The sequence below is a fragment of the Streptomyces sp. cg40 genome (assembly GCF_050320165.1).
In the GTDB taxonomy this organism is placed as follows: domain Bacteria; phylum Actinomycetota; class Actinomycetes; order Streptomycetales; family Streptomycetaceae; genus Streptomyces; species Streptomyces hokutonensis.
Genome location: NZ_CP190128.1, coordinates 10,225,051 through 10,250,300 on the forward strand (window position 1 = coordinate 10,225,051; position 25,250 = coordinate 10,250,300).

26 protein-coding genes, 3 pseudogenes and 1 riboswitch are annotated in these 25,250 nt (G+C 71.0%); of the genes and pseudogenes, 22 read left to right on the top strand and 7 right to left on the bottom strand.

Annotation, left to right across the window (positions count from 1 at the left end; genetic code table 11):
- The first annotated feature begins 40 nt into the window (after positions 1-40).
- The 3 genes from ACQHII_RS46065 to ACQHII_RS46075 are packed head-to-tail and all read left to right on the top strand — an operon-like array spanning position 41 to position 2,581.
- Positions 41-1,654: a sensor histidine kinase gene (locus ACQHII_RS46065; protein WP_427924899.1), complete on the top strand. Its 1,614-nt coding sequence runs from the start codon at positions 41-43 to the stop codon at positions 1,652-1,654.
- A complete protein-coding gene (locus tag ACQHII_RS46070) occupies positions 1,651-2,100 on the top strand; it encodes a response regulator (RefSeq protein ID WP_427924900.1) in 450 nt (149 codons plus the stop codon). Before ACQHII_RS46065 ends, ACQHII_RS46070 begins: the two co-directional genes overlap by 4 nt.
- 13 nt (positions 2,101-2,113) lie before the next feature.
- Positions 2,114-2,581, top strand: coding sequence for a MarR family winged helix-turn-helix transcriptional regulator (locus ACQHII_RS46075; protein WP_427924901.1), 468 nt, complete (start codon positions 2,114-2,116; stop codon positions 2,579-2,581).
- Here the strand turns inward: ACQHII_RS46075 and ACQHII_RS46080 are convergent, their stop codons facing one another.
- The gene (locus ACQHII_RS46080) at positions 2,582-3,748 is read right to left on the bottom strand and encodes a PP2C family protein-serine/threonine phosphatase (protein ID WP_427925553.1); all 1,167 of its coding nucleotides are present in this window, start codon (positions 3,746-3,748) and stop codon (positions 2,582-2,584) included.
- 98 nt (positions 3,749-3,846) lie between these two features.
- On the opposite strand from ACQHII_RS46080, the gene ACQHII_RS46085 reads away from it, so the two are divergent.
- Together ACQHII_RS46085 and ACQHII_RS46090 are read left to right on the top strand one after the other, a co-directional pair.
- On the top strand, positions 3,847-4,332 hold the full coding sequence (locus ACQHII_RS46085) for a MarR family transcriptional regulator (RefSeq protein ID WP_427924902.1): 486 nt from the start codon (positions 3,847-3,849) through the stop codon (positions 4,330-4,332).
- A gap of 222 nt (positions 4,333-4,554) precedes the next feature.
- Positions 4,555-5,298 (top strand): class I SAM-dependent methyltransferase, encoded by a 744-nt coding sequence (locus ACQHII_RS46090; RefSeq protein WP_427924903.1) that lies wholly within the window; start codon positions 4,555-4,557, stop codon positions 5,296-5,298.
- A 10-nt stretch (positions 5,299-5,308) separates the two neighbouring features.
- Here ACQHII_RS46090 and ACQHII_RS46095 read toward each other — a convergent pair whose 3' ends face one another.
- On the bottom strand, positions 5,309-5,806 hold the full coding sequence (locus ACQHII_RS46095) for an ATP-binding protein (protein ID WP_427924904.1): 498 nt from the start codon (positions 5,804-5,806) through the stop codon (positions 5,309-5,311).
- Positions 5,807-5,976: 170 nt separating this feature from the next.
- Between ACQHII_RS46095 and ACQHII_RS46100 the strand changes: the two genes are divergently transcribed.
- The 3 genes from ACQHII_RS46100 to ACQHII_RS46110 all read left to right on the top strand — a co-directional run bounded on the left by ACQHII_RS46100 (position 5,977) and on the right by ACQHII_RS46110 (position 8,489).
- Complete coding sequence (locus tag ACQHII_RS46100) at positions 5,977-6,339, top strand: STAS domain-containing protein (protein WP_427924905.1); 363 nt, start codon at positions 5,977-5,979, stop codon at positions 6,337-6,339.
- Positions 6,340-6,425: 86 nt separating this feature from the next.
- Positions 6,426-7,199, top strand: a complete 774-nt coding sequence (locus ACQHII_RS46105; protein WP_427924906.1) for a maleylpyruvate isomerase family mycothiol-dependent enzyme — start codon at positions 6,426-6,428, stop codon at positions 7,197-7,199.
- A 57-nt stretch (positions 7,200-7,256) separates the two neighbouring features.
- Complete coding sequence (locus ACQHII_RS46110) at positions 7,257-8,489, top strand: 4-hydroxybenzoate 3-monooxygenase (protein ID WP_427924907.1); 1,233 nt, start codon at positions 7,257-7,259, stop codon at positions 8,487-8,489.
- 2 nt (positions 8,490-8,491) lie between these two features.
- Here ACQHII_RS46110 and ACQHII_RS46115 read toward each other — a convergent pair whose 3' ends face one another.
- Positions 8,492-9,250, bottom strand: a complete 759-nt coding sequence (locus tag ACQHII_RS46115; RefSeq protein WP_427924908.1) for an alpha/beta hydrolase — start codon at positions 9,248-9,250, stop codon at positions 8,492-8,494.
- A 457-nt stretch (positions 9,251-9,707) separates the two neighbouring features.
- Here ACQHII_RS46115 and ACQHII_RS46120 point away from each other — a divergent pair, with 457 nt between their 5' ends.
- Together ACQHII_RS46120 and ACQHII_RS46125 are read left to right on the top strand one after the other, a co-directional pair.
- A complete protein-coding gene (locus ACQHII_RS46120) occupies positions 9,708-10,808 on the top strand; it encodes an LLM class flavin-dependent oxidoreductase (RefSeq protein ID WP_427924909.1) in 1,101 nt (366 codons plus the stop codon).
- Entirely contained in the window at positions 10,805-12,190 is a 1,386-nt protein-coding gene (locus tag ACQHII_RS46125; protein WP_427924910.1) for an NtaA/DmoA family FMN-dependent monooxygenase, read from the top strand. The genes ACQHII_RS46120 and ACQHII_RS46125 overlap by 4 nt, the downstream gene beginning before the upstream one ends.
- 130 nt (positions 12,191-12,320) lie before the next feature.
- Here the strand turns inward: ACQHII_RS46125 and ACQHII_RS46130 are convergent, their stop codons facing one another.
- Together ACQHII_RS46130 and ACQHII_RS46135 are read right to left on the bottom strand one after the other, a co-directional pair.
- Complete coding sequence (locus ACQHII_RS46130; RefSeq protein ID WP_427924911.1) at positions 12,321-13,298, bottom strand: ArsR/SmtB family transcription factor; 978 nt, start codon at positions 13,296-13,298, stop codon at positions 12,321-12,323.
- Between the two features lie 120 nt (positions 13,299-13,418).
- Positions 13,419-14,243 carry a DUF1684 domain-containing protein gene (locus tag ACQHII_RS46135; protein WP_427924912.1) on the bottom strand — a complete coding sequence of 275 codons (825 nt, stop codon included), beginning with the start codon at positions 14,241-14,243 and terminating at the stop codon, positions 13,419-13,421.
- A 136-nt stretch (positions 14,244-14,379) separates the two neighbouring features.
- Here ACQHII_RS46135 and ACQHII_RS46140 point away from each other — a divergent pair, with 136 nt between their 5' ends.
- Positions 14,380-15,204, top strand: coding sequence for a DUF427 domain-containing protein (locus tag ACQHII_RS46140; protein ID WP_427924913.1), 825 nt, complete (start codon positions 14,380-14,382; stop codon positions 15,202-15,204).
- A gap of 84 nt (positions 15,205-15,288) precedes the next feature.
- Here the strand turns inward: ACQHII_RS46140 and ACQHII_RS46145 are convergent, their stop codons facing one another.
- Complete coding sequence (locus ACQHII_RS46145) at positions 15,289-16,344, bottom strand: hypothetical protein (RefSeq protein WP_427924914.1); 1,056 nt, start codon at positions 16,342-16,344, stop codon at positions 15,289-15,291.
- A gap of 206 nt (positions 16,345-16,550) precedes the next feature.
- A riboswitch (cobalamin riboswitch) is annotated at positions 16,551-16,623 on the top strand.
- Positions 16,624-16,680: 57 nt separating this feature from the next.
- Here ACQHII_RS46145 and ACQHII_RS46150 point away from each other — a divergent pair.
- The 11 genes and pseudogenes from ACQHII_RS46150 to ACQHII_RS46200 all read left to right on the top strand — a co-directional run bounded on the left by ACQHII_RS46150 (position 16,681) and on the right by ACQHII_RS46200 (position 23,990).
- Positions 16,681-16,896, top strand: coding sequence for a CbtB domain-containing protein (locus ACQHII_RS46150; RefSeq protein ID WP_043260168.1), 216 nt, complete (start codon positions 16,681-16,683; stop codon positions 16,894-16,896).
- Between the two features lie 36 nt (positions 16,897-16,932).
- Positions 16,933-17,799, top strand: coding sequence for a CbtA family protein (locus tag ACQHII_RS46155; RefSeq protein ID WP_427924915.1), 867 nt, complete (start codon positions 16,933-16,935; stop codon positions 17,797-17,799).
- A 191-nt stretch (positions 17,800-17,990) separates the two neighbouring features.
- Complete coding sequence (locus ACQHII_RS46160; protein ID WP_427924916.1) at positions 17,991-18,272, top strand: hypothetical protein; 282 nt, start codon at positions 17,991-17,993, stop codon at positions 18,270-18,272.
- Complete coding sequence (locus tag ACQHII_RS46165) at positions 18,272-19,372, top strand: cation transporter (protein WP_427924917.1); 1,101 nt, start codon at positions 18,272-18,274, stop codon at positions 19,370-19,372. The genes ACQHII_RS46160 and ACQHII_RS46165 overlap by 1 nt, the downstream gene beginning before the upstream one ends.
- 134 nt (positions 19,373-19,506) lie before the next feature.
- Positions 19,507-20,196 (top strand): hypothetical protein, encoded by a 690-nt coding sequence (locus tag ACQHII_RS46170; RefSeq protein ID WP_427924918.1) that lies wholly within the window; start codon positions 19,507-19,509, stop codon positions 20,194-20,196.
- Positions 20,197-20,409: 213 nt separating this feature from the next.
- A complete protein-coding gene (locus ACQHII_RS46175) occupies positions 20,410-21,021 on the top strand; it encodes a sigma-70 family RNA polymerase sigma factor (RefSeq protein WP_427924919.1) in 612 nt (203 codons plus the stop codon).
- Between the two features lie 300 nt (positions 21,022-21,321).
- A pseudogene (locus tag ACQHII_RS46180) lies at positions 21,322-21,798 on the top strand (aspartyl/asparaginyl beta-hydroxylase domain-containing protein); the annotation flags it as partial.
- A pseudogene (locus tag ACQHII_RS46185) lies at positions 21,795-22,104 on the top strand (MFS transporter); the annotation flags it as partial. The pseudogenes ACQHII_RS46180 and ACQHII_RS46185, both read left to right, overlap by 4 nt.
- 3 nt (positions 22,105-22,107) lie before the next feature.
- A pseudogene (locus ACQHII_RS46190) lies at positions 22,108-22,449 on the top strand (ABC transporter ATP-binding protein); the annotation flags it as partial.
- 151 nt (positions 22,450-22,600) lie between these two features.
- A complete protein-coding gene (locus tag ACQHII_RS46195; RefSeq protein ID WP_427924920.1) occupies positions 22,601-23,218 on the top strand; it encodes a hypothetical protein in 618 nt (205 codons plus the stop codon).
- 154 nt (positions 23,219-23,372) lie between these two features.
- Positions 23,373-23,990, top strand: a complete 618-nt coding sequence (locus ACQHII_RS46200) for a sigma-70 family RNA polymerase sigma factor (RefSeq protein ID WP_427924921.1) — start codon at positions 23,373-23,375, stop codon at positions 23,988-23,990.
- 219 nt (positions 23,991-24,209) lie between these two features.
- Here ACQHII_RS46200 and ACQHII_RS46205 read toward each other — a convergent pair whose 3' ends face one another.
- Positions 24,210-25,232: an LLM class flavin-dependent oxidoreductase gene (locus ACQHII_RS46205; RefSeq protein ID WP_427924922.1), complete on the bottom strand. Its 1,023-nt coding sequence runs from the start codon at positions 25,230-25,232 to the stop codon at positions 24,210-24,212.
- Positions 25,233-25,250: the final 18 nt, after the last annotated feature.

Genomic DNA, 25,250 nt, shown 5'->3' on the forward strand with positions numbered 1-25,250 from the left:
GGGACGAGAGGGTGCCGCGACGAGACGAACGGTGAGGGACATGGCGGGCGGAACAGGGATCGGGCGCCGGCTCACGGTGCAGGGGTGGTTCTTCCTCGCGCTGTCGCTCATGGTGCTGCTGGTGGTGATCGGCACCGCGATCGGCGCGAACCTGCTGAGCCGCACGGCCGACGTCACCGACGACCTGCTCCAGCGGGTGCAGCCCGCCCAGACCGAGGCGTACCGGCTACAGGCCGCCCTGGTCAACCAGGAGACCGGCATCCGCGGCTACGCGATCGCCGCCGACAAGCAGTTCCTCGCCCCGTACACCACAGGCAAGCATGACGAGGCACACTCGGCGGCCAGGCTGCGCGAACAGCTCCGCGACCGGCCCCGACTGCTCGCCGATCTGCGGGCGGTGGAGCGCGGGGCGGCCGACTGGCGGCGGACCTACGCCGAACCCCTGGCCGCCGCCGTCACCCCCGGCCGCCCGCACGCCGTCGACCAGAGCACCCTCGACGGCGGCAAGCACCGGTTCGACCGGCTGCGCACCCTCTGGGCGACCCAGAACACCGATCTCGCGCGGGCCGTGAAGGAGGGCCGGGCCCACCTCGCCCACCAGCGGACGGTGCGCGACACCGTCCTGAGCGGCATGGTCGCCGCCTTCCTGCTCACCGGCGTCGCCCTCGCCGTCCTCGTACGACTGCTGGTGACCCGGCCCATGGAGGCGCTGAGCACGGCGTCGGAACGGGTCGCGGCCGGAGACTTCGCGCACCGCATCACCGGGGACGGGCCCGCCGACCTCACAGCGGTGGCCGGAGCCGTCGAGGGCATGCGCAGACGGATCGTCGCCGCACTCGACGCCTCCCGCGAGAAGGAGGAGGTACTCGGCCGCCAGGCCGACGAGCTGGACGCCCAGGCCGTCGAACTGCGCCGGTCCAACGCCGAGTTGGAGCAGTTCGCCTATGTCGCCTCGCACGATCTGCAGGAGCCGCTGCGCAAGGTCGCCTCGTTCTGCCAGCTGCTGGAGAAGCGGTACGGGGACAAGCTGGACGAACGAGGGCTCCAGTACATCGACTTCGCCGTCGACGGCGCCAAACGCATGCAGGTGCTCATCAACGACCTGCTCACCTTCTCCCGCGTCGGGCGCCTCGACGACACCCGGGAGAAGGCCGGTCTCGACCCGGCGCTGGACAAGGCGCTGCGGAACCTCGCGGCGGCCGTCGAGGAGTCGGACGCCCGGATCGACCGGCCCGAGACCCTGCCCGAGACCGTCGGCGACCCGACGCTGCTGACCATGCTCTGGCAGAACCTCGTGGGCAACGCCCTCAAGTTCCGCCACCCGGACCGCGCCCCGCACGTGACCGTCACCTGTGACACCGACCCGGAGGACCCCGAGATGTGGCGCCTGTGCGTCACCGACAACGGCATCGGCATCCCCGAGGAGTTCACCGACAAGGTCTTCGTCATCTTCCAGCGGCTGCACAGCCGCGACGCCTACGGCGGCACCGGCATCGGACTCGCCCTGTGCAAGAAGATCGTCGAACACCACGGCGGCCGGATCTGGATCGACAGCACGGTCGGCGAGGGCACCCGCTTCTGCTTCACACTCCCCTCCGCCGAGGAAACCACCCCCATGGACACCTCCACCGACGACCAGAAGGCCCTGACATGACCCTCCCCGACGCCACCCCGATCGACGTCCTCCTCGTCGAGGACGATCCGGGCGACGAGCTGATGACCCGGGAAGCCTTCGAGGACAACAAGATCGGCAACACCCTCCACGTCGTCCGGGACGGCGAGGAGGCCCTCGACTTCCTCTACCGGCGCGGCGCGCACACCGGTGCCCCGCAGCCCGACCTCATCCTGCTCGACCTCAACCTGCCGAAGTACGACGGCCGTCAGGTCCTGGAGAAGATCAAGTCGGATCCGGAGCTGGCGCACATCCCCGTCGTCGTCCTGACCACCTCATCGGCCGAGGAGGACATCCTCCGCAGCTACAAGCTGCACGCCAACGCCTATGTCACCAAGCCGGTCGACCTGGACCAGTTCATCGCCGCGGTCCGGCAGATCGACGACTTCTTCGTGCAGGTGGTCCGCCTGCCCCAGCGCCCCGGCTGAGACGCCGGGACCGGTGTCGACGCAGAGGGAGCCGGACGGCACGGGCCCGGTCGCGGGCCGGGTCACCGATGCCGTGGACGGCCTGACCGAACTGTGGACCACGGCGGCAGCCGAGGCGTCGGTACGTCTCTCGCCGTATCAACTGCGCGCTCTGCACGCCCTGGAGGACACACCGGGCGCGAACCTGACCGCGCTGGCGGACCGGCTCGACGCCGGACTGCCCACGGTGAGCCGGCTCTGCGACCGGCTTGAGGCGGCCGGCCTGCTGCTCAGGGACACGGCACCCCACGACCGCCGGGAAGTACGGCTGGGTCTCACCGCGTACGGACGCGACATCCTCGCGGAGGTCGCCGCACTCAGGTCCCGGGCGCTGGCATCGGTCGTGGAGGCCATGGAGCCGGACGACCGCGCGGGGCTGGAGCGCGGCCTGCGGGCGTTCGCCCTGGCACAACAGAACCGGCCTCCCGCTGACGGCCGTTGATCACGATGCCGCGGGCTCGCGTCCCCGCCAGTCCAGGCACACCACCAAGGCATCGTCGTCGGGGGTCGGCGTGCCACGGTGACCGGTCAGTTCGCGCAGTACGGCCCTGGGCACGTCCGCGGCGGGCAGCAGCCTCGTGCGCTGGATCGCCCGCGCCAGCGCCGCGTCCCCGTACGCCTCACCCCCGGGCGAGGCGACGGCGTGCACCCCGTCGCTGACGAAGAGGATCCGGTCCCCGGGCTCGACCCCGAAGTCCTGCTCGACGTAGTCGGTCTCCTCGAACATGCCCAGCGGCAACTGCTCGTCGAAGACGATCCGTTCCACCACCCCGTCGCGCAGCCGCAGCGTCCGCGGCGATCCGGCGTCCACCACCCGCGCCCGCCCGGTGGTGAGTTCGAAGTCGAACATCAACACGGACATGTGGCTACGCCCCCGGTAGTGGGCGTACACCGCCTGGTCCGCGAGGGCCGCCTGATCGGCGAGCGGGATGCCCGCCCGGCGGGCGTTGCGCAGGGCGTTGACCGTCAGGTTCGTCAGCAGCGAGGCCTCGATGCCCTCGCCCATGCCGTTCGAGACGTAGAGCGCGAGGCGGTCGGCCGTGGCGGACCAGTCGAAGTTGTCGCCGTGGATCGCGTAGGCGGGCTCCAGCTGCGCCCCGAGGTCGAACTCGGCGCGGGAGCACGAGCGGCCGGGCAGCAACTGCCACTGCATCTCCGCGGCCAGCGTGAGCCGGTCCTTGCGCCGGGCCCGCAGATACAGGTCCGTGTCGCGCTCGGCCACCAGCACCTCGTGCCCCAACACCTCGGCCAGCTCCGTCAGTTCGGGCAGACACGCGCGTACGTGCTCGCCGCCGGGCATGGTCACCGAGAGTACGCCGAGACGGTCCCCGCGCACACTGACCGGAAGATGGACACACACGCTGCCGTCCCCGAAGTTCCCCTCCACGAAGGGCTCCTGCGCTCCGAAGGCGCGGCCCGCGGGGGTGTTGTGCACGGAGACCGGCGGCAGGGTGTGCGGCAGGTCGGTGACGCGTTGCAGCACGGTCAGGCCGTAGTCGGCCACGAGCAGGTCCACGGAGTCCGCCGCGTACCGCCGGACCAGTTCCCGGCCGACCACGTCGGGAAGTTCGTGGGGAGCCGCCGTACGCAGCGCCCGCTCGACGGCCATGAGTCTGTTCTCGATCACGGATATGCCGATCTCTCCTTCGAAGAATGCCTCGGACAGGCCCCTAGTACGCTGGCTCCCGTCCCTGTGCCTGCGAGAGTGTGACCGTGACGTCCATCCACCCCCGCCCCGAACCCGCCGAGGTCGCACGCGTCACCTCCACGGCCGCGGAACTGCTGGAAGTCCTGTGGGGACGCGCCTCGACCGCGCCCGCGTCCGCCTCGCAGCTACGAGTCCTGTTCATCCTGGAACACCACGAGGGCATCAACCTGCGCACCCTCGCCGACCACCTCGCCTCGACCCCGCCGTCGACCAGCCGCCTCTGCGACCGGTTGCAGGCCGCCGGGTTCGTCGACCGCGAGGTGAGTCCCACGGACCGGCGCGAGGTGCGCCTGTACCTCAGCGGTCCGGGGCGGGCCTTCCTGTTGGACCTGCGAGCCCGACGGGAACAGGCGCTGGGCGCGGTGCTGGCACAGATGCCGGCCGCCGGGCGCGACGCGCTGCTCACCGGTCTTGAGGCGTTCTGCGCGGTGGCGTCGGTGCGGATCCACGACCACGACGAGCCCGCGGACAGCCGCACCGCGTGACCGGGCCGCCGGATTCTCGATCTCCTCGGGCATGGCTCACCTCAGGTCGTCGGGCGGAGCGTACGGTTCCTTGCCTGCTCACGGGTGCCCGCGTCCGGCGAAGCCAGACATCTCGTCCCTGAGGGATACGTCACGCTGCGCGACGGCGACGCCATCCGCCGCCGGCGAAGGCGAGGAGGAATTCGTTGGACAACTCGGCCTCCGGAAGCGAGCGTTGGCGGAATGCAGCAGGAGAAGATCTGGGACGCGGACACCGCCGGGCGGTACGACACCCCCGGCACCGGCATGTTCGCCCCCGAGACGCTGGGGCCGACCGTGGAGCGACTCGCGCGACTCGCGGGGGAGGGCGCGGCACTCGAGTTCGCCATCGGCACCGGCCGGGTCGCCGTGCCGCTCGCCGAGCGCGGAGTCCCCGTCACCGGCATCGAGTTGTCACGCCCGATGGTGGAGCGGCTGCGGACCAAGGCGGACGAGGCGACGATCCCCGTGACGATCGGCGACATGACGACCACGGTCGTCCCCGGGACGTACAGCCTGGTCTACCTCGTCTACAACACCGTCTCGAACCTGCTCACCCAGGCCGAGCAGGTCGAGTGCTTCCGCAACGCCGCCCGCCACCTCGCGCCGGGCGGCCGGTTCGTGATCGAGCTCTGGGTACCCGAGCTGCGCAAACTGCCGCCGGGCCAGCGCGCCACCGTCTGGCGGACCGACCCCGACTACATCGCCCTGGACACCTACGACGTCCTCAACCAGCACGTCGTGTCGCACCACTTCCGGCTGGACGGGGCCGGGCAGGCACGGCTCGCGCTCAGCCCGCACCGCTACATCTGGCCGGCCGAACTCGACCTCATGGCCCAACTGGCGGGCTTCGAACTGGAGTCGAGACACGCGGACTGGGAGGAGTCCGAGTTCACCGCCGAGTCGACGTCTCATGTCTCCGTCTACCGGGTCCCGGCCACGCCCTGACTTTCCCGGCTCAGGTGCGGAGCGGGCCGCCGCCGGTGCCGTCCGGGTCCGCGCCGTCCGTCAGCGCGATGCGCGCGGTGATGCGCTTGCCCACCGGTTCGCGCCGCGCTTCGAAGCCGCGCGCGACGGCCCGTACGATCTCCAGACCGTGCTGGCCCACCCGTTGGGCGTCGGCGGCACGGGCGACCGGCAGCACCGGATCGGAGTCCCAGACCTGCACCTCGACCAGGGCGTCGACGATCCGCAGATCCATCAGCACCGGGCCGGGCGCGTACTTGCGGGCGTTGGTGACCAGCTCGCTGACCACCAGCTGCGTGAGATCCATGGCGCGGGCCGACACCGGGAGTCCGTACTCGGTCCGTGCCCGCACGAGGAACATCGCGGCCAGCTGCCGGGCCTCGGCGATGCAGGAGCCGTCCCCGTCCAGTGTCACGGTGGACCGTATGGGCAGAGTCCCGGCCCTGGCCTGCGGCGCCGTGTCGTCGTCCTCCGAAGAGTCTGGTTCCATCCGGATCGTTTCACCGCCTTCTGCGTGCCCCGCGCATACCCCGTGAGGCACCACCCACTCCGTGGATTTCCGTCGGCTCCACCGGACGCGGGCATCAACCGTACGATGCGGGGCAGCACTTCGGATGGCATCCTGTTCCGCAGCGCTCGACGACTCGTGTATGAGGACAGATGGTGGACACCGAACAGCCGGGCCAGCCAGGGCAGTTGACGGTCAGGACCGAGGTCGTCGACGGCAGCTTCGTCGTGACCCTGGCCGGAGAGATCGACCACCAGACGGCCGGTTCGCTGAGGGAGGCGCTGGACCTGCCGGACGGGGTCGCACCGCACGTCGTCCTCGACCTGCGCCAGGTCACCTTCATGGACTCCAGCGGCATCAACATCCTCCTCGCCGTCCACCAGACGCTCGCCGAGGCGGGCGGCTGGCTGCGACTGGCCGGGACCGCCCCCTCCGTGCTGCGTGTCATCCAACTCGTCGGCATCGACGGAGTCGTCGACTGCTACCCGACGGTCCAACAGGCCCTCGCGCACTGAGCGTCGGGGCAGCACTGCGCGCCTCTCCGCAGGTGGGCCGGGATAATCGTTGGCCTGCCGGCGGAGCGCGGTGATAGACATCCGGCGTGACGAAGACTCTCGAATTCGCGGACCTGCTGCGGCTGATCGACGAACGGTCGACGGCGTTCCGGGCCGCGGTCGCCGCCGCGTCCAGCCTCGACGCACAGGTGCCGACCTGCCCCGACTGGACTCTGTTCGACCTGGTGCAGCACCTGGGCACCGTGCACCGTCGCTGGGCCGCCGTCGTCGCCGCCGGGCCCGCCGACAGCCGGGCGACCCCCGCCGCCTCGGAAGTACCCCGGGAGCGCGAGGCCCTGCTCGCCTGGTCGGCCGAGTCGACACGGCAACTGCTGGGCGCACTGCGGGAGTTCGGCCCGGATCGGGGCTGCTGGACATGGTGGGCCGACTCGCAGTCCCCGGAGACCTCCGGTGCCGTCGCCCGGCACCAGGTCCAGGAGGCCACGGTGCACACCTACGACGCCCAGCTCACCGCCGGCGACCCGCAGCCGCTCCCCGAGGAGGCGGCGCTGGACGGTGTCGAGGAGTTCGTGTTCACCTGCAACGCGACGACGAGCGCCTGGCCGCACGACCCCGCCACCGTCGACTACCACGCCACCGAGGGCCGGTCCTGGCGCCTCGAACTCTCCGCCGCCGGAGCGCGGGCCACGCCCATCCCCGCGTCCGCGCCGATTCCCGCCGACACCGCCCACGTCTCCGCCCGGGCCACGGCCGGAGAACTGGTCCTCTTCATGTACGGCCGTACCTACGTCGAACCCCTGAAGATCGACGGCGAGCAACGAATCTTCGACCAGCTCATCGCCTGGGTCCCGGGGGCGTAGCACAACGCCCTCCGCTCGCGGGATCCGCTCGGCTAGGGTGCTCCCGGAGGTGGTCAAGTGGCCGACATTACGCGGGAGTTGAGCCAGGTGCCGGAGTCCACGACCGTGGTGGTGATCGGCGCCGGCCCGGCCGGAATGACCGTCGCGAACCTGTTGCAGCGCAGCGGCGTCGACTGCGTCGTCCTCGAACGCCGGACCCGCGAGTACGTGGCACAGCGCCAGCGGGCCGGCATCGTCGAGACCCGCGCGGTGCGCATGTTCGACTCCTGGGGGCTCGCCGACCGCGTCCTGGGCGGTGTCCCGCACCAGGGGATCCTGGAACTCCGCGTCGACGGCGAACCCCATCTCGTCTCGGACTACGACGGCTCCGAAGGCCCGACCGCCCGCCTCTGCCCCCAGCAGATGCTGGTCCAGAAGCTCACCGCCGAGTACCTCGCGAACGGCGGCGACCTGCGCTTCGAGGCCGCCGACGTCACCCTGCACGACCTGACCGGCGACCACCCCACCGTCCGCTACCGCACCGCGGGCGGTGAACTCCGCACCCTTACCTGCGACTTCGTCGCGGGCTGCGACGGCGAGCACGGCATCAGCCGTACCTCCGTCCCCGACGGGGCCCTCACGCCGTACGCCTTCGACCACGGGATCGGCTGGCTGACGGTCCTCGCCGACGCCCCGCCCCCGGCCCACCCACTGCTGGCCGTCAGCCCGCAGGGCTTCGCCGCGCACTTCCCGCGCGGCCCGTACACCAGCCGCTACTACCTCCAGTGCCCGCCGGACGACCACCCCGACGCCTGGCCCGACGACCGGGTCTGGGACGCCCTGCGCACCCGGCTCGGCGACCCGGCCCTCGTCTCCGGCCCGATCACCGACCGCGAGATCTTCCGGCTCCGCAGCCTGGTCCACGACCCGATGCAGTACGGCCGCCTCCACCTCGTCGGCGACGCGGCGCACATCGTCTCGCCGATGGGCGGCAAGGGCATGAACCTCGCGCTCTACGACGCCGATCTCTTCGCCCGGGCCGTACGGGACTCCGTCCAGGACCACGACGACACGGCCCTGCGCACCTACTCGGAGCGCTGTCTTCGCCGTGTATGGAACGACCAGGAGTTCTCCCACTGGATGACCGGCATGCTCCACGACGCGGGTGACGCGACGGGCTCCGGCCCCTTCCGGCGCGGCCTGGCCCGCGCCCGGCTCGACCGGCTCTTCACGGCCCCGGGGGCGGCCGGCGCCTTCTCCGAACTCATGACAGGGCTGGAGTTCGGAGAGAGCGCGGGGCCGTCGCGCTGAGGTCAGCAGCGGCGCAGCTGCCGTACTAAGAACCTCACCGCGCTGTCCGCCTCGAACCTCGGCAGCTCCTTGTGGGCGCCCGAGTTGACGTGCAGTGACTTCTCCTTCGAGGCGAAGGCGTCGAACAGCGCGAGACCGGACGGGCGCGGGATGTGCTCGTCGTCCCACTGGAGGGCGAACTCGACCGGAACGGTGATGCGCCGGGCCGACTCGGCGAGGGCGTCGTCGTACCAGAAGAGGCCGAACACGGCGGCGGTGATGCGGGGTTCGGCCGCGGTCAGCGGGATGCCGATCGCGGTGCCCATGTTCAGGCCGTAGTAGCCGACGGGCCCTTCGGCGCCGATCTCGGGCAGTTCCTGGAGGGCGTCGAGGGCGGCCCGCCACTCCGGTACGGCGCGCTCCGCGAGGTGGCCGTTGTAGCGGACGACGATCTCGCCGACGGGTTCGCCGGCCGCCATCGCCTTCTGCATCGCGGCGATCTCCCGCTCGTCGTGTGCTGTGCGGGGGCGGCCGCCGTGGCCGGGTGCGTCGATGACGGCGACGTGGAAACCGCCGTGAGCCAGGAGGAGTCGGGCGCGGCCCGTCATGGCGGGGGACTTCCGGTGGTTGCTGCCGCCGTGCCCCATCAGGACCAGGGGCGCGCGGTCGGCACCGGTTTCCGGCGACCAGAGGGCGCCGGTGACCTCACCCATGGTGAAGTCGTGCTCGATGACGCCGTTCGACGTCGTCTCCGCGGTGAAGTGGAAGTGCGGTGAGTTCATGGGGTGTTGCCTTTCGGGATCGCCTTGTCGTGCGGCGCTCCCGGCGACCTCTAGGTCGCTGGCCCAACCGTGGAGAAGAGGGGGAGCACCCACCTGGTTACTGCGTTCATGGGTCTCACCTCCTCGCGTGCGTTCACGGCCTACGGCAAGCTAGCAGCCCCCTCGTCCGTGCGGCCACCGCATTTCGTCGAGCCGCTGCCGCATGCACGTACATCTAATGTTCTTGACATCTTCCGGGACCGGCGACGAAGGTTGAGGCGATCGCTCCCGGACGGGTGGAGGCCCCATGTGCGCACGTGACGCCGCACCTCGCGGTGCCGTCCCGGGTGCGCGGCTGATCATTCGCCGGCATGTCGACTACTGCCGTACCGCCTCCGCCGTCTGTCCTTCCGTACGCCCCTGACCCATGTCGGCCCCACGGGCCGTCCGTCTCGACGCGTTCTCGGAAGGAACTCCCATGTCCGGCTCCGCTCTGCGGCTCGCCCTCGAAATCGACGGCGACGGCGCCCATCCCGCGGCCTGGCGCCGCGCCGCCCACTCGCCCGACCACCTGCTGAGCCCGCGCCGGGTGGCCCGTGTCGCCGCCGACGCGGAGAACGCCGGGTTCACCCTGCTCACCCTGGACGACGGCGCCCTCCCGCCCGGCATCGGCCCGGACGTGGTCGGCCGGATCGGCGCGGTGGAGCGCGCCGCGTTCGTCGCCGCGTCGACGAGTGTCGTGGGTGTCGCGCCGGTCGTGCCGCTCACCTACGCCGAACCGTTCCATGTCTCCAGCCAGTTGGCGTCCCTGGACCACATCTCGGTCGGACGTGCCGGGTGGGTGGTGAGCGAGGAGACGCGTGCCGAGGCCGCCTCCGTGTGGGGGCGCCCGCTCGTCGAGGGGGCCGCGGCCCGCGCCCGCGAGTCGCGGGACGGCGTCGAGGTCGTCCGCGCGCTGTGGGACTCCTGGGAGGACGACGCGGTCATCCGCTCCGTCGCCACCAGCCGCTACCTCGACCGCGAGCGACTGCACTACGTCGACTTCACCGGAGACACCTACACGGTCAAGGGCCCGGCGATCGTGCCGCGACCGCCGCAGGGCCAGCTCGTCGTGCTCGGCCACTCCGACCGCGTACCCGCCGGGCAGCTCGACGTCGCCCTCGTCGAGGGCCGCGACCTCGCCGCCGTCGCCTCGGGCGCGGCCGGCGCCGGAACACCCCTCGCCTTCGCCGAGATCGAGATCGCCCTCGACACCGCCCACGCCACCGCCGAGGAACGCGTCGCCGACCTCGAACGCCGCGCGGCCTGGCTCGACCGGGGACGGCTGCGCCACATCGGCTCGGCCGCCGGACTCGCCCTGCTGCTGGGGGAGTTGAGGGGAGTGGTGGACGGGGTCCGGCTGCACCCGCTGGTCCTCGACGAGGACCTCCCGGAACTCTCCCGGCTCGTCCTGCCCCACCTCTTCGAACGACGGCACGCCGTACGGCCCCTGCCCGCCGCGACCCTGCGCACCCACCTGGGCCTCGACCGGCCCGCGAACCGGTACGCCGCCGCGGCCGTCCAGGAGGAAGCCCGATGACCCGCACCGACCCCCTCGACGTCCCCCGCCCGGACGCCCAGCTCCACCTCGGCGTCTTCTTCCAGGGCGTCAACCACTGGACCGTCTGGTCCGACCCGGCCAGCGGTTCCCAGATCGACCCCGCCAACTTCCGGCGCGTCGCCCGGACCGCCGAACGCGGCCTGTTCGACGCGTTCTTCCTGGGGGAGGGGCTGCGGCTGCGCGAGGTCGACGGACAGATCCACGACCTCGACGTGGCCGGACGGCCCGACGCCATCACCCAACTCGCCGCGCTGGCCGCCGTCACCGACCGGATCGGTCTGGTCAGCACCTCCAACACCACCTTCAACGAACCCGCCGACCTCGCCCGCCGCCTCTCCGGCCTCGACCTGCTCTCCGAGGGCCGCGCCGGCTGGAACGTGGTGACCACCGACAACGCCTGGACCGGCGCCAACTTCCGGCGCGGCGGCTACCTCGACCACGCCGACCGCTACCGGCGCGCCGAGGAGTTCCTGACCGTCGCCCGCGCCCTCTGGGACGGCTGGACGGACGCGGCCGTCTCCGACTCGGCCGACGCACCGGCCTGGGCGGCACCCGGCGCCGTACGCCAAGTCCGCCACCGGGGACCGCAGTTCGACGTCGACCTCGCCCCCACCCTGCCGCGCAGCGCCCAGGGACACCCGGTGATCTTCCAGGCCGGGGACTCCGGCGAGGGCCGCGACTTCGCCGCCCGCAACGCCGATGTCGTCTTCTCCGCGCACGGCAACGACTTCGACGACGCGCTCGCCTTCGCCGACGACCTGCGGGCCCGACTGCGCTCCGCCGGCCGTCCCGAGGACGATCTGCGCATCCTCCCGGGCACCGAGATCATCATCGGCGCCACGGAGGAGGAGGCCCTGGAGAAGAAGCGCTGGATCCGTCTCCAACAGGTCACTCCGGCAACGGCGTTGGGCATCGCCGGACTCATCTGGGGCATCGACCTCTCGGGCCGCGACGCCGACGGGCCGCTGCCCAAGGAGGACCCGGTCGTCGCCGAGAACGACGGCTCCTTCGGAGCGCGGCGCATCGCCGATCCGCGCCAAGTCGTCGCCGAATGGCGGGAGAAGGCCGACGCCAACCGCTGGTCGCTGCGCGAGACCGTCATCGCGCTCGGCCCCCAGCGCGGCCATGTCGGCACCCCGCAGGGCCTGGCGGACAAGTTCGCCCACTACGTCCGGCACGGCGCCGTGGACGGCTTCAACGTCACGCCGTATCTGATCCCCGACGGCCTGGACGACATCGTCGACCTGCTCGTCCCCGCGCTCCAGGAACGCGGTGTCTACCGCACCGAGTACACCGGCACGACCCTGCGCGAACACCTCGGCCTGCGTGAACCGCTCACGCACCGCGGGCAGGCGAACTGACCCACGGCCGCGGCGGCCACCGTCCCCCTGTGTACGGTGGCCGCCGCGTGCCGTCGCCCAAACCCTCGCCGTGCGGGAATCATGGGGCAATGAATTCGAAAGCGCTCTAAATGATCTCAGCGGGGGTGAGTCACCGATCCAGCAGGCGCAGGCCCAGCGGAGTCGCCGAGTGCCGTACGAACTGGCCGTCCCGGTGGCTGGCGATCAGACCTCCGTCGCGCAGCACCCCGAGCTGGTAACTCGCGCTGGGCAGCGCGATGTTGGCCGCCGAGGCCACCTCCGACGTGGTCCGCGCGCCATGGCGGGCCAGATGCGCCAGTACGGCCGTCCGGGTACGGCCGAGCAGTCGCTCCAGCCCGTCCTTGCTCTCCCGGACGATCTCCAGGGGCTGTTTGGCGACCGGGTAGACGAGCACCGGCCCGAGCGTGGGGTCCGCGAGGGCGGTGGGCCTGCGCCAGCAGAAGTAGGACGGGACGAGCAGCAGGCCCCGCCCCTCCAGGTGCAAATCGCGGTCGACGGGATAGTCCACCTCAAGCACCGGATCGTGCCAACGGGCGTGCGGGCGCAGACTGTTGAGGAGGGCCGTGGTACCGCCGTCGAGGAGCGCGCGGGCGCGCAGTTCGACATCGTCGCCGACGGCGGCCTGGACGCGGGGCAAGTACGGTTCGAGCAGGGTTCCGCAGGACAGTTCCAGGGCCCGCGTCAACGCCCCCAGCGCCTTGGTGCCCGGCCGGTCGAGGGTGGAGACCCACGACGGCAGCGGACGCGACTCGGCGAGCCGGGACAGCTCACGGGTCAACCGGGTGCGGGAGGTGGCCCGTACCTCCTCGAGGCCGCCGGCCAGACCGCCTCCCGTGACGGAGGGCGTGAGGAAGTCGGGGATGTAGCCCACCGCGGGAATCAGCGTCCGCAACGGCGACAGGGCCCGCCCGGCCCGCGGGTCCTCGGCCAGCCGGTCGCGCACCGAACGACGCCAGTGCCCGAATTCGAGCGCCCCCTGCCGGCTGTCCAACCGGCAGACACCGCACACGAGTTCCCACAGCGCATGAGGCTGGCGGGCGACCCGGATGCTCTGCAGATCCCGTGAGGTGAAGTGAATTCGGAGCATGCGACCTCATTCCCGCGCGTGGTCAGTGCGCGTGATCGGTGGGGGGTCACGGCCGCACAAAAAGCCGGCGCGCCACTCATGGGGACGACTGAGAGGCGCGCTTGGTTGTGACGCCGGGCTTCAGATCCCACCCCGCTCACGCGGAATCTTCTGCCCCGCTTCGACGGCCACCGGCAGGCGGTTCTCCGTCGGCGGCAGGGGGCAGGTCGCCAAGTCCGTATAGGCGCAGGGGAAGTTGGCCGCGCGGTTGAAGTCCAGGACGACCGTGCCGTCGGCGGCGGGCGGAGCGAGCGAGAGGACCCGGTTGGCGGCGTACGTCGTCACCCCGGAGGTGGCGTCCGTGAAGAGGACCAGCAGACTGCCCGGCCCACGCCCGGGAAACGCGGTCAGCGCCAGCGGATGCCCGTCCAACTCGAAGTCGACCCGGCCCGGAGCGTCGTACACATGCTCCAATCCCTCCACTGCCGCGCCCACGGTCGTCGGACGCGGAGTCTCGAAGGCCGTGTACCGTCCCCGCACCACCCAGCGGGGATCCGGCGCGTAGGCCGGGGTACCGGCGAAGGCGGTGCGCAGCGGCGCGTCCGGGTGCCGGGGCCGCACGATGTCGTACCCGCCGCGCCGGGCCACCTCGATCACGGCGTCTCCCCACACCGCGTCGACACCGCCCCGCTCGGGCAGCACACCGAAGCGGTGCTCACCCCGCACGGGCGTGCCGCCCACGACGAGTTCCTCACCCTCGTCGAGGACTACGGCCACGCCGTCGGCGTCGGTCCACCAGGCGCCCGGCGCGTCCGGGAACCGCTGCGGCCGGTCGTCGAGCCAGTGCAGTCCGGTGATCGCCAGGAATCCGTGCGGGGCGGCGAGCCGCTCCTCCTGACCGCGGTACCACTCCAGCCATTCCTGGGTGAAGGCCTGCAGATCCGTCGCAGTGAGGTCAACGGTCACGATCACTCCTTCGTAGCACGAGGCCCGGCCTCGAAACGGGTCGTACCAGTGCCAACCCCGGCCACCCGGCGGCGGATTCCGGCCGTGTGTGACAGCTTTGTGTCCAGATGGTCGAGCCCGAGGAGGAGAAACGGTCATGAGCACGTTCCCCACCGCGCGAGACGTCAGGACCACACCCGAGGGACTGCTGTGGGAACCGAGCCCACGCCGGGTCCGCGGCCTGAAGGGCGATGTCACCGTCGTCGACAGCAGGCACCCCGTCCTCGTCTGGGAGCCGGGAGTCCCGGTACCGCTCTACGCCTTCCCGCACCACGAGGTCCGCGAGGACCTGCTCCGCCCCGCGAAGAACCCCCGGACCGGCACCCATACGGGTTCACGCGTCTTCTACGACCTCGAAGTCGACGGCGAGTCGGTGGAGAACGCCGCCTGGACCTTCCCCGCGCAGGACCTGGCCGGATACATCGCCTTCGAGTGGTTCCGGCGGGTCGGACGCGGCCTCGACCACTGGTACGAGGAGGAGGAAGAGATCTTCATCCACCCCCGCGACCCGCACAAACGGGTGGACGCCCTCCCCAGCAGCCGCCACGTCCGGGTCGCGATCGACGGCACGGTCGTCGCCGACACCCACCGTCCGGTCCTCGTCTTCGAGACCGGCCTGCCGACCCGGTACTACATCCCACGCGAGGACGTCCGCCTGGACCTCTTCGAACCGACCGACCACAGCACCGGGTGCCCCTACAAGGGAACCGCCGCGTACTGGTCGTGGCGCGGCGAGTCCGGCGGCCATGGCGTGCCGCCGAACATCGTCTGGAGCTATCCGCAGCCACTGCCCGCGGTCGGCGCGGTGAAGGACCTGCTCGCCTTCTACAACGAGGCGGTCGACATCACCGTGGACGGCGAAACCCTGGAACGCCCCGTCACTCCCTTCACCGAGGCACTTTCGGGGCGGTCGTCGACCTGACGGTGTCGTCAACAGGCTTGGCACCACCGCCCGTTGAGCCTCCGCTCCGGCTGAGCGGAGGCTGTTGTACGACGGTGGCCGATGCTAGTCAGACGACTGGTGCGCCTCGGCCAGCGCGCGGTCGGGAAGCGCGAGCCGCCTGCTGAACCTCCGTGAAGTGAGCAGCGCGAGCAGGGCCGTGAGTGCCGCCAGCGCGGCGAGGGCGGCCATCAGCCCCGCCAGCCAGGGCGGCGCGGCGGTGATCCGCAGCGCCTGGGACAGCCGCGTGGAGTGGAACAGTCCGTCGAACAGCTGGATCGCCGCCAACGCCGCCGGCACCACCGTGGAGACGGCGACTACGGGCAGCCCACCGTGGAGGACCAGCGCCGGTGCCAGCAGCACGCACAGGATCGAGACCCCGAGCGCGAGACCGTAGGCGGCGCCGGAGGCCCCGTCCCGGTGCAGCGGGAAGTAGGACAGCCCGCACAGGACGAGCGCTCCCGCCGCGAACAGCCGCGGCCAGACCGGGAGTTCGGCGCGGCGTGGCGCCGTACGCGCAGGCCGGGGACGGCGTCGGCGAGCCGGACGGTCGCCCGGGTGCTCCGGCTCGTGTGTGTCGGTGGGGACTCGTCCGGTTGCCTCCGCCTCGGCAGCGTCCGGAGCGTTGGACCGATCCAACGCCGGTCCCGAGGCCCGGACGGGTGTGTCCTGTTCCTCGGCCAAGCGGCCGATCAACTGGGCGAGTTCCTCGACGGGCCGGCCGGCCGCGGCCCGTATCGCCTCCTCGCCGCAGTGCGGCTCCAGCGGGGCCCGGTGCAGCAGGGCCATCAGCCGGGTGACGTCCTCCACGGGACGGGACTCCGCTGCCGCGCGGATCGTCTCGTCGGCGGAGTCGGGATGGCGCGGCGGCTGCGTCAGCAGGGTCACCAGGCGCGTCACATCCTCGATGGACCGGTCCACACCGATCGCCCGCAGGGCGTCGACGGTGGCCTGCGCGTACTTCGGTGACTGCTCCAGCAACGTGATGAGCTGGAGAACCTCTTCCAACGGCCGGTCGGTGACAGCGGCGTGCACCAGGCTGTGCAGCGCGAGCGGGTGGGCCGCTCTGTCGTTTGCTATGTCGGGTTGGTCCGGGCTGGGCGGGAAAGAGCGGGTGGTCATGCTCGGCTCCATGAAGAGGGTGATGCTGCTATCGCCCCCCGAAGCGCGATGAACCAGCTGATCCTGTCCAGTAGTAAGCGCCTGCCGTCCGCGCCGCCACGCGATTGCGCCACCCGTGTGACGCCCGCGGGCCGCTGGTCCCGGCGCAGGCCTGATTGACGGTCCGGAGAGCCGCGCCGTACGCTCCTCCTGTAGTGATGGCATAAGGAAGCTGGTGGAATTCCAGCACGGTCGCGCCACTGTGAGCCCGCCACCGGAGGTGGTGGGCGAGTCAGACACTGAGCCCTCACTCGCCCGTACACGCAAGGGACGCACGATCCCGAAGGAGGGCTCACCTTGAGCAGCATTTCCACATCCCGTCCGGTGTCCACGCCGGTCGTCCTGCCGATCTCGAAGTCGATCGTCTGGCTGGTCGGCACCGCGCTGATCGCGCTGGCCGTCTACTACTTCGTCGGTGTCGACCAGGGCGCCGTGTCGGTGTTCGGAAACGACATGCACGTCCACGAGTTCGTCCACGACGCCCGCCACTTCCTCGGCTTCCCCTGCCACTGACCCTCCGCCGGCACCTGGACGTTCGGACAACTCGACATGGAAAAGAAGCTCATACTGCGCGGCGTCCTCGCCGGCGCAGTAGCGGGCCTGCTCGCGTTCGTGTTCGCGCGGATATTCGCCGAACCGCAGATCGCGAAGGCCATCGACTACGAGAGTGGCCGTGACGCCGCTCAGAACGCCCTGGACAAGGCGGCGGGCATGCCCGTCGACGGCCACGAACACGAACTGTTCAGCCGCACCATCCAGGCCAACGTCGGCATAGGCGCCGGCATGATCCTCTTCGGCATGGCGATGGGCGCCCTCTTCGCCGTCGCCTACGCCGTCTGCCTGGGCCGCACCGGCGGTCTGCGGCCGCGCAGCCTGGCGCTTCTCGTCGCCGGCGGCGGGTTCCTCGGCATGTACCTGGTGCCGTTCCTGAAGTACCCGGCCAACCCGCCCGCGATCGGCCACGAGGAGACCATCCAGCAGCGCAGCGCCCTGTACCTGATCATGGTCGTGTGCTCCGTCGCCTTCCTCGCGGGCGCCGTCTATCTCGGCAAGCGCCTCCAGGCCCGCTTCGGCAACTGGAACGCCACACTTCTCGCCGGTGCCGCCTTCGCCGTCGCCATCGGGATCGTCATGCTGCTTCTGCCGCAGCTCGGCCATCTCTCGTACAACAAGGCCAACTTCGGCAACCAGGCCACCGAGACACCGCTGCCGCTGAAGGACCCGAAGGGCACGATCGTCTACCCGGGCTTCCCGGCCGACGTGCTGTTCTACTTCCGCTTCTACTCCGTCGCCGCACAGCTCATCCTCTGGACGGCCCTCGGCCTGATCTTCGCCCCGCTCGCCGAACGCCTCCTCCAGCCCGCGCGCCCGGACTCCACCACCCCGTCGAAGGAGCCGGACCCCGTCCCGGCCTGACCAACTCCCCACGACGAGCGCGGTGATCGAGGAGATCACCGCGCTCGGTCTGTCTTTTGTACGCCTTCCCCTGTGACCTACGTCATGGACAGGCATCGGAACTCGGCCCTCCACCTTGCCGACTACTGGAGCGGTGTGGCTTCAACTGCCCTGCTTGGCAGGACGGTTCGATGCGATCAGGAAGGCCGGGCATGGCCGAGTTCCCACAGTCTTCGCCTCTCGTGGGTGTGACGCCCCGCAGACTGCCGCTGCCGCCGCCTGCGTTGTGCGGCTTCCTGCTGCTGCTCGCGTTGGTGTTCTCGGTGCCGTACGCCGTCGGCTCGGCCGCCGGACCGGTGGCGCCCGGCACGCACGGGACAGGGAGCGCCGGGAGTACCGGGAGCACCGGTACCGGCGGCGGGGGAGACGGCGGCTCTGGAGAGAGCGGTGGTGGCATGCAGGACATGCCCTGGATGCACGGGACCGGTGAGTGATGGCGGGCGAACCGGTGACGAGCCTGATGGTCACGACCGACATTACCGTCGGCGGAATGACCTGCGCGGCCTGCGTCCGCAGGGTGGAGAAGAAGCTCGCCAAGCTGGACGGCGTCACCGCGACGGTGAACCTGGCCACCGGGCTGGCCCGGGTCAGCCACCCGGAGTACGTTCCGGCGGAGGATCTCGTTGCCGCCGTCGAGCAGGCCGGATACCGGGCCGCCCTTCCCGCGCCACCCGCTCGCGAGGAGGAGGGGGTGGCGCACGCGGATACTTCGGACGCCGCCGCCCGGCAGGAATGCGAACGGCTCCTCGTCACCGCGCTGCTCGCCGTGCCGGTCCTGGTGCTCTCGATGGTGCCGGCCCTTCAGTTCCGCAACTGGCAGTGGCTGTGTTTCGCGCTGGCCGCCCCGGTCGCGGTGTGGAGCGCCTGGCCCTTCCACGCCCGGGCGGTACGGGGGCTGCGGCATTCCATGGCCACCATGGACACGCTCGTCTCGCTGGGCGTCGTGGCCTCCTTCTCCTGGTCGGCGTACGCGCTGTTCCTCGGGGGAGCGGGCGACCCCGGGATGCGGATGCCGTTCAGCCTGCTGCCGTCCGCGTCGGACGGGACGGCGCACGCCGCACTCGCCGCCCTGGTGCCCCTCGCCGCGTGCGCGGTGGCCCTGGCGGGTCCGACCGCATGGACGAGCACGGGCAAGGCCGGAACCCCGGCGCGTATCCGCGTCACCGACGGACGCCTCGTGCTGCCGTCAACCGGAGCCGCCGAGACGTCGGCGTACTTCCGCGTCGCCAACGAAGGCGGCTCCGCCGACTGCCTGATACGGGTGGCTTCACCCGGCGCCCCCGGTGGCATCGCCCTCTCCCGGCACCGTATGACCGAAGGGGACGCGGCCTACGACACCACGATCGACTCCGTCGGCATCGCGGCGGGCGACAGCCTCGCCATGTCGCTGAGCGGCGTCGGCCTGACGGTCTCCGCGGCCTCGGGACAGTGGCGTTCCGGCGACCTCGTGCCCGTCACCTTCGAGTTCCGGCGCAGCGGGCGGGTCACGGTGCCCGCCGTGGTCGTGCGTCCCGACAGCGTCTCGCTCCAGTAGTCGTCCGGAACAGTCATCGAGTTCCCCATGCCACCGTGTGACATGAGTCACTGCATTCGTGGTGAGTCGAAGCCCCTGTGTGCGCCCGTACCCCCTGATGACGATCGGACGTCGGGTGCAAAGATGGGCGCGCTATGACTGTCGGAGGGTGGTGCCGCACGCTGCGGGCGGGTGTGTTCGCCGCCGTCTGCGTGCTGCTGGCCGCCCTCGGCCACGTGATGATGTCCGGCGCTCCCGTCCCTTGGTGGACCATGGGCGCCGGTGCCGTCGCGACCGGCACGGCGGGCTGGTTCCTGGCCGGCCGTGAGCGCGGGCGCGGGCTGATCGTCACGGTCGTGGTCGCCGCCCAGGCCCTGCTTCACGAGACGTTCTCCCTGGGCCAGAACCTGATGCCCGGGAGTGGTGCCGCGTCGGCCGACATGGGTGGCGCGGCCATGGGCTCCTCGGACTCCATGGCGTCGATGTCCATGGACGCCATGGACATGAGCGGCATGGCGTCCATGGCGCGCGGCTCGGCCGACATGGGGCCCGCGCACACCATGACGGGCGGCGCCTCGTTCGGCATGCTCGCCGCGCACCTCCTCGCCGCCGTCCTGTGCGGGCTGTGGCTCGCGTACGGCGAACGCGCCGTCTTCCGCGTCCTGCGGGCCGCGGTGGCACGGCTGGCCGAACCCCTGCGCATGCTGCTGGCGCTGCCGGTCCCGGACCGCCGCCCGTCCGCGCGCAGGCGCCGCACCCTCCCGTACCGGTCGCCCCTGGCCCGCTTCCTTCTCTGCTACTCCCTCACCTCCCGGGGACCGCCCACGGGCCCCGCTGTCGTCTGAGACAGCCGGATCCACCGGGGGCTCACCCGCACTTCGTCGTACCGCGTCCCGACGCGGATCTTCCGAGCGCCGCACGCCACTTCGTGCGTCTGACGAGCGCGTGCCGAGCCCCGGGCATCGCCGTACCCATCGCGTACGGCCGCACCCCATGTGCCGGAGAGCCGTACCCCCATCGCGGGACGTCGGCCCCGGACGACCCGAGAAGGACACCACGTGATCACTTCTGTGCTGCCCGCTCCCCGCCGGGCGGAGCGTGCCGCGGCGGACGCCTCCGCCACCGCCTGGGCCCTGGCCGCCCGAAACGGCGACCCCCACGCGACCGAGCACTTCGTCCGCGCGCTGCACGGCGACGTACTGCGCTACGTCGCCCACCTCAGCGGCGACCCCCAGACCGCGCACGACCTGACCCAGGACACATTCGTACGGGCCCTCGACAGCCTGCCCGGTTTCGAGGGCCGTGCCTCGGCCCGCACCTGGCTGCTCTCCATCGCCCGCCGCGCGGTGGCCGACAGTTTCCGCCGGGCCGCGGTCCGACCGCGCCTGGCCGACGCGCACGACTGGCAACTGGCCCTGGAACGCGCCCAGCCCAGCGGCCTGCCGGGCTTCGAGGACGGCATCGCGCTCCTCGACCTGCTCGAGACGCTGCCCGACGAACGCCGTGAGGCGTTCGTAGTGACCCAGGTGGTCGGTCTGCCGTACGACGAGGCGGCCCGCTTCATCGGCTGTCCCGTCGGCACGATCCGCTCCCGGGTGGCCCGGGCGAGGACCACCTTGGAACGGCTGCTGCGCGAGGCCGAGACCGAGGCCGCCGTCCAGGCCGCGTGACGTGAGGGCCGGTGCCTCCTGGTGGGTGCCGGCCCCCAACTCCCCGTCATTGCAGAAGAGTTGACGCAAATTCCTGGGAACTCGCCCGCTCCTGCTCCCGACTACTAGTGCGACGGCTCGATCCAGCGCCCGATCGCTACACCAGTCACCAAGTGGATCCTGCCCGGACTGTCCGCGACTCCGTGGCACGACTCTTGCGCCTATCCCGAACTGCTTCCAGTGGTCGAAGCGCTGGAATCGGCCCACCCGGCCGTCAGAGAAGAACTGAACTCCGCCTGAAGTGCCAGATGTGAGGCGTTCTCCGACTACGAGCACTACCTGACCCGGCAGGAGAACTGGCAGGCCCTGTACCTCTATCGGAACGGAAACCTGGTCGAGGAATCGGCCGCCACCGCGCCCACCGCGTACAAGGTGCTCAAAGAGTTCGCCGTCGACACCGAGACCATCTGCCCGTTGCTGGAATCACATTCCTCCACACTGCTGCCCGGAGCTTGCGTCGCCCCGCACTGCGATCTGTGGAACTTCAGCATCAACCTGCACCTCGCCGTCGACATCCCGGACGGATGCGGCATCACCGTGGCAGGTCAGACCCGTACCTGGCGAGAGGGTCGCTGCCTGCTCTTCGACTACTCCTTCGAGCACGAGGCGCGCCATGCCGGGAACCGGCCGCGGACCTGCCTGTTGATCGACCTGTGGCATCCGGAGACGACCCTTCCCGAACGGGAGGCGCTGGTTGCTCTCATCGCGGAGACAAGGCGTCTGATGGGGGAGCGATGAGGTACACCCGGCCGTCCCTGCTCGTGCTGGCGTCGGCCCAGCTGGTCATCGCGCTCGATTACCACATCGTGATCGCCCACGTCGTGACGACAGGCGGCTTCCTCCTGCTGGGCGGGGCCGGGCGGCGGACCTGCTCGGGCGCCGCCGGACGTTCGTCGTGGCAGCGCCGATCTACGCGAGCGCCTCTTGGGTGGGAGGGCTCGCGGAGTCCCCGGAGTGCTTGTCGCCGTACGGGCGGTCCAGCGCATCGGCGGATCGCTGCTGTTCCCGGCCACTCTCTCCCTGATCAACACGATCTACGAGGAGGCCCAACTTCTCGTCCTCGACGAACTCACCAACCACCTCGACATCCGCCCCAGGTTCGAGTTCCCCGACCTGATCCGCGTCACCGGCATCACCACGCTCGCGGTCCTCCACGACCTCGACCTGGCCGCCCGACTCTGCGATCGCCTCGCCGTCCTGCACGGGGGAGCGGTGGTGGCCGTAGGACCGGTCCTGGACGTACTGACCCCGCGGATCCTCCAGGAGATCTTCGGCGTCCGGGCGAGCGCCGAGCGGCACGCCGACGGCGTCATCCGCGTCACCTACGACGCCCAGCCGCTGGCCCGCGATGAGACATCGGCGACGGAGGCCGAGCCCGCCGCGCGCTGACCCCCGTCCACAACAGAAGTCGGACGGAATTCCCGTTGAGTTCCGGGCTTTTGGTGTGGCCCGGGTCACATGCTGTGGGTTGGGTGTGGTGCGCTGTGGGTTTGCTTACCCGCACGTGACATGCGGTTTCCTGGTGCCAGGATGAGGCGTCATGAGACCAGGGTGGAGTTCTCGCGCGATACGGGCCGCGGTGTTCGCGGCCGTCTGCGTGGTGCTCGCCTCCCTGGGGCACGTCATGATGTCCGGGAATCACGTGCCCGTGTGGGCGCTGTCCGCCGGACTGGTCGCCACCGGCGCCGCGGGCTGGTGCCTGTCGGGCCGTGAGCGCGGGCTCCCGCTGATCGTGACGGTCGTGGTCACCGCCCAGACGGTGCTGCACTCGGCGTTCTCGCTCGCTCAGTCGGCGTCCGGTGGATCGGCCTCCATGGACGCGAACATGACCATGGGTTCGATGCGGCCGGGCTCCATGGACATGGCGGCATCGTCGGCCGGCGGTACGCCCTCGACCGGCATGCTCCTCGCCCACCTGCTCGCCGCCCTGCTCTGCGGGCTCTGGCTGGCCCACGGCGAGAAGGCCGCGTTCCGTATCCTGCGCGTCGTCGTCGGCCGACTGGCGGCTCCGCTACGACTGCTGCTGGCACTGCCCGCTCCCATGGACCGCCCGCGCCTCCGCAGGCACCGCCTCGGGTCGGACCCGGCCCCGCACTCTCTCCTCCTCGTCCACTCGATCACCTCCCGGGGCCCGCCCGCGGGGACCGCTGTCGCCTGAGACAGCCGGTACCCCGAGGCCGCCCGTACGGCGTGCCTCCGGCCTCGGCCGTACGTCCGCGCGAGCGCGCCGTAGGGCCGTCTTCCCCATTGCCGGACCGCCCGCGTTCCCGCGTGCCCAGGTCCGGATCACGGTTGACCGAGAAGGACACCAGGTGATCACTCCTGCCCTGCCCGCACCGCGCGGCACAGGCGAGAAGAAGTCGGCAGCTCTCGACGAGTCGATAACGGCGTGGGCGCTGGCCGCCCGCCACGGAGACGCGGACGCGGTCGAGCACTTCGTCCGGGCCTTACAACGTGACGTCCAGCGGTACGTCTCTCACCTGTGCGGCGATCCGCAGGCCGCCGACGACCTCGTACAGGACACGTTCCTGCGCGCGCTCGGCAGCCTGCACCGCTTCGAAGGGCGTTCCTCGGCACGCTCCTGGCTGCTGTCGATCGCCCGCCGTGCCGTCATCGACAGCTACCGGTACGCCGCCGCGCGACCCCGCCTGTCCGACGTACCGGACTGGCAGTTGGCGATCGAACTGGCCCAGCCGATCGACCTGCCCGGCTTCGAGGACGGCGTCGCGCTCCTCGACCTTCTGGCCTCGCTGCCGGACGACCGCCGCGAAGCCTTCGTCCTGACCCAGCTGCTCGGCCTGCCGTACGCGGAAGCCGCCGAGGCGAGCGACTGCCCGATTGGAACGGTCCGCTCCCGCGTGGCGCGGGCCCGGGCCACCTTGACGGACCTACTGGCCGAGGCCGACGAGCCGGCCGTAACGGCGGTCTGAGCACTGGGGCGAGGTCCGAACCGATCTCCACCCGCGCGTGGCTGAAGTCCACCTGCGGGTTCGCGAACGGGTGGTGCCCGGCCTGTCGGCCGTGGACCGCTTCACCCTCGCCAAACGGGCCGAACTCTTCGGCCCCGGACGCCGGCTCCCGAGCAGGTCAGGATCCGGCGGGGGCGGTCGGCTTCGACATCCCGATCCCGAAGCAGGGCCGCGGACCGCTCAGCGCCAGCCGAGCTCCGGTGCCACCTCGGTCAGGATGCTCTCCAGCACATGGGCGTTGTAGTCGACCCCGAGCTGGTTCGGGACGGTCAGCAGCAGGGTGTCCGCGGCCTGGATCGCCTCGTCGTCCTTCAGCTGCTTCACCAGCACGTCCGGCTCGGCGGCGTACGAGCGTCCGAAGATGGCCCGGGTCGTGTCGTCGATCATGCCGACCTGGTCCCGCGAGTTGCGGTCGTGGCCGAAGTAGGACCGGTCCAAGTCGTCGGTCAGGGCGAAGATGCTGCGGCTGACGGACACCCGCGGCTCGCGCGTGTGGCCCGCCTCCTTGTACGCCTCGCGATACGCCTCGATCTGCTTGCGCTGCTGGACGTGCAGCGGCTCGCCCGTCTCGTCGTCCTTCAGCGTGGAACTCTGCAGGTTCATCCCCAGCTTCGCGGCCCAGACGGCGGTCGCGTTCGAGCTGGAGCCCCACCAGATCCGGTCCCGCAGCCCCTCGGAGTACGGCTCGACGCGCAGCAGCCCCGGCGGGTTGGGGAACATCGGACGCGGATTCGGCCGCGCGAAACCCTCGCCCTCGATCACCTTGAGGAACGCCTCGGCATGCTGCCGGGCCATGTCCGCGCCGGTCTCACCCTCCGCGGGGGCATAGCCGAAGTAGCGCCAGCCGTCGATCACCTGCTCCGGTGACCCACGGCTGATGCCGAGCTGGAGCCGGCCGCCGGAGATCAAATCGGCCGCGCCCGCGTTCTCGGCCATGTACAGCGGGTTCTCGTAGCGCATGTCGATCACGCCCGTACCGATCTCGATCTTCGAGGTCCGCGCCCCGATGGCCGAGAGCAGCGGGAACGGGCTGCCCGCCTGCTGCGCGAAGTGGTGCACGCGGAAGTACGCGCCGTCCACGCCCAGCTCCTCGGCGGCGACCGCCAGGTCGATGGACTGGTCCAGGAAGTCGGCGGCGGACCGGGTCCTGGAATGCGGACTCGGCGACCAGTGACCGAACGAAAGGAAACCTATCTTCTTCACGCAGGCCAGAGCGTTCGG

Bases quoted from the DNA above. Each gene is read 5' to 3' on its own strand.
- ACQHII_RS46095 (WP_427924904.1), bottom strand. From the start codon at position 5,806: ATGGAACCAGACTCTTCGGAGGACGACGACACGGCGCCGCAGGCCAGG.
- ACQHII_RS46065 (WP_427924899.1), top strand. From the start codon at position 41: ATGGCGGGCGGAACAGGGATCGGGCGCCGGCTCACGGTGCAGGGGTGG.
- ACQHII_RS46170 (WP_427924918.1), top strand. From the start codon at position 19,507: ATGACTGTCGGAGGGTGGTGCCGCACGCTGCGGGCGGGTGTGTTCGCC.
- ACQHII_RS46165 (WP_427924917.1), top strand. From the start codon at position 18,272: ATGGCGGGCGAACCGGTGACGAGCCTGATGGTCACGACCGACATTACC.
- ACQHII_RS46160 (WP_427924916.1), top strand. From the start codon at position 17,991: ATGGCCGAGTTCCCACAGTCTTCGCCTCTCGTGGGTGTGACGCCCCGC.
- ACQHII_RS46120 (WP_427924909.1), top strand. From the start codon at position 9,708: ATGTCCGGCTCCGCTCTGCGGCTCGCCCTCGAAATCGACGGCGACGGC.
- ACQHII_RS46155 (WP_427924915.1), top strand. From the start codon at position 16,933: ATGGAAAAGAAGCTCATACTGCGCGGCGTCCTCGCCGGCGCAGTAGCG.
- ACQHII_RS46125 (WP_427924910.1), top strand. From the start codon at position 10,805: ATGACCCGCACCGACCCCCTCGACGTCCCCCGCCCGGACGCCCAGCTC.
- ACQHII_RS46195 (WP_427924920.1), top strand. From the start codon at position 22,601: ATGAGACCAGGGTGGAGTTCTCGCGCGATACGGGCCGCGGTGTTCGCG.
- ACQHII_RS46145 (WP_427924914.1), bottom strand. From the start codon at position 16,344: ATGACCACCCGCTCTTTCCCGCCCAGCCCGGACCAACCCGACATAGCA.
- ACQHII_RS46140 (WP_427924913.1), top strand. From the start codon at position 14,380: ATGAGCACGTTCCCCACCGCGCGAGACGTCAGGACCACACCCGAGGGA.
- ACQHII_RS46100 (WP_427924905.1), top strand. From the start codon at position 5,977: ATGGTGGACACCGAACAGCCGGGCCAGCCAGGGCAGTTGACGGTCAGG.
- ACQHII_RS46090 (WP_427924903.1), top strand. From the start codon at position 4,555: ATGCAGCAGGAGAAGATCTGGGACGCGGACACCGCCGGGCGGTACGAC.
- ACQHII_RS46070 (WP_427924900.1), top strand. From the start codon at position 1,651: ATGACCCTCCCCGACGCCACCCCGATCGACGTCCTCCTCGTCGAGGAC.
- ACQHII_RS46130 (WP_427924911.1), bottom strand. From the start codon at position 13,298: ATGCTCCGAATTCACTTCACCTCACGGGATCTGCAGAGCATCCGGGTC.
- ACQHII_RS46115 (WP_427924908.1), bottom strand. From the start codon at position 9,250: ATGAACTCACCGCACTTCCACTTCACCGCGGAGACGACGTCGAACGGC.
- ACQHII_RS46080 (WP_427925553.1), bottom strand. From the start codon at position 3,748: ATGGCCGTCGAGCGGGCGCTGCGTACGGCGGCTCCCCACGAACTTCCC.